2 protein-coding genes are annotated in these 1,537 nt (G+C 48.7%); both read left to right on the top strand.

Annotation, left to right across the window (positions count from 1 at the left end; all coding sequences use genetic code 11):
- Positions 1-651: ATP-binding protein (locus B5E75_RS14230; protein ID WP_206414001.1), on the top strand; the 651-nt coding region annotated here is incomplete at its 5' end.
- The coding region (locus B5E75_RS14225) for a CD3337/EF1877 family mobilome membrane protein (RefSeq protein ID WP_420866418.1) at positions 651-1,537 on the top strand (887 nt) is incomplete at its 3' end. The genes B5E75_RS14230 and B5E75_RS14225, both read left to right, overlap by 1 nt.

The following is a 1,537-nucleotide window of genomic DNA, read 5'->3' as shown; positions in this document are numbered from 1 at the left end:
CGTAACATTGCCGACCATATCGACAGCTTTACGGACTATGACTTTGCACATCTGCTGTTCTCTGACGGTTCAGTGTCTAACGCTATCAGCTTGGACAACCAGCTCAATATCATACAGGTGGCAGACCTTGTTCTGCCAGACAAGGACACGACCTTTGAAGAATACACGACCATAGAACTGCTGTCCGTAGCTATGCTGATTGTCATTTCCACATTTGCCCTTGACTTTATCCACAGCGATAGAAGCATTTTCAAAATCGTGGATTTAGATGAAGCATGGGCGTTCCTCAACGTGGCACAGGGAGAAACTCTCTCTAACAAGCTGGTACGAGCTGGACGTGCAATGCAGGCTGGTGTGTACTTCGTCACGCAATCCTCTGGGGACGTGTCCAAAGAGAGCCTAAAGAACAATATCGGTCTGAAATTCGCTTTCCGTTCTACGGACATCAACGAGATAAAGCAGACCCTTGAATTTTTCGGTATCGACAAGGACGACGAGAACAATCAGAAAAGGCTTCGTGACTTGGAGAACGGACAATGCCTGCTTCAAGATTTGTACGGGCGTGTGGGCGTGGTGCAGATACACCCTGTCTTTGAAGAACTATTACACGCCTTTGATACCAGACCGCCTGTGAAAAGCGAGGTGGAGTGATGAAAGATAGGATAAAGGGGCTTCTGACAAGAAAGAAGCTCTTTCGCTTTTTCAAGATAGCTGTGATTGTGATACTGACGACCATTGCTCTGCTCTCCCTATTGGGGACGGTGGCACACGCTTCTGGGCTGGTAGATGATACCGTCAATGCGGACAACCTGTATTCGCAGTACCCTTTGGAGAATTACCAGCTTGATTTCTATGTGGACAATAGCTGGGGCTGGCTTCCGTGGAACTGGCTGGACGGTATCGGAAAGTCCGTACAATACGGGCTTTACTGTATCACCAACTTTATCTGGACTATCAGCCTGTATCTAAGCAACGCCACAGGGTACGTCGTCCAGCAGGCGTATAAGCTGGACTTCATCAACGACATGGCAGACAGCATTGGGAAAAGCATACAGACATTAGCGGGCGTAACAGAAAACGGCTTCGGAAGTACGGGCTTCTATGTGGGCTTCCTGCTTCTCATTATCCTTATCGTGGGTATCTATGTTGCCTACACGGGACTGATAAAGAGAGAAACCAGCAAGGCTCTCCACGCCGTTATCAACTTCGTTGTGGTATTTATCGTGTCCGCTTCCTTTATCGCTTATGCACCCGATTACATCAAGAAGATAAACGATTTTTCCAGTGATATCAGTACCGCTTCGCTGGATTTGGGGACAAAAATCATGCTTCCCGACAGCGACAGTCAAGGAAAAGACAGTGTGGACTTGATAAGGGACAGCCTGTTCTCCATACAGGTGCAACAGCCGTGGCTTCTCCTGCAATTTGGCAACAGCGATATAGAGGAAATCGGAGCTGACCGTGTGGAAGCTCTGGTATCGGTCAGTCCGTCAGCAGACGACGGGGCGACCCGTGAGGACGTGGTGAAAACGGAAAT

The sequence above is a fragment of the Massiliimicrobium timonense genome (genome assembly GCF_002160865.1).
Classification (GTDB): Bacteria; Bacillota_I; Bacilli_A; order Erysipelotrichales; family Coprobacillaceae; genus Allocoprobacillus.
This window is presented reverse-complemented; position numbering and strand designations above follow the sequence as displayed.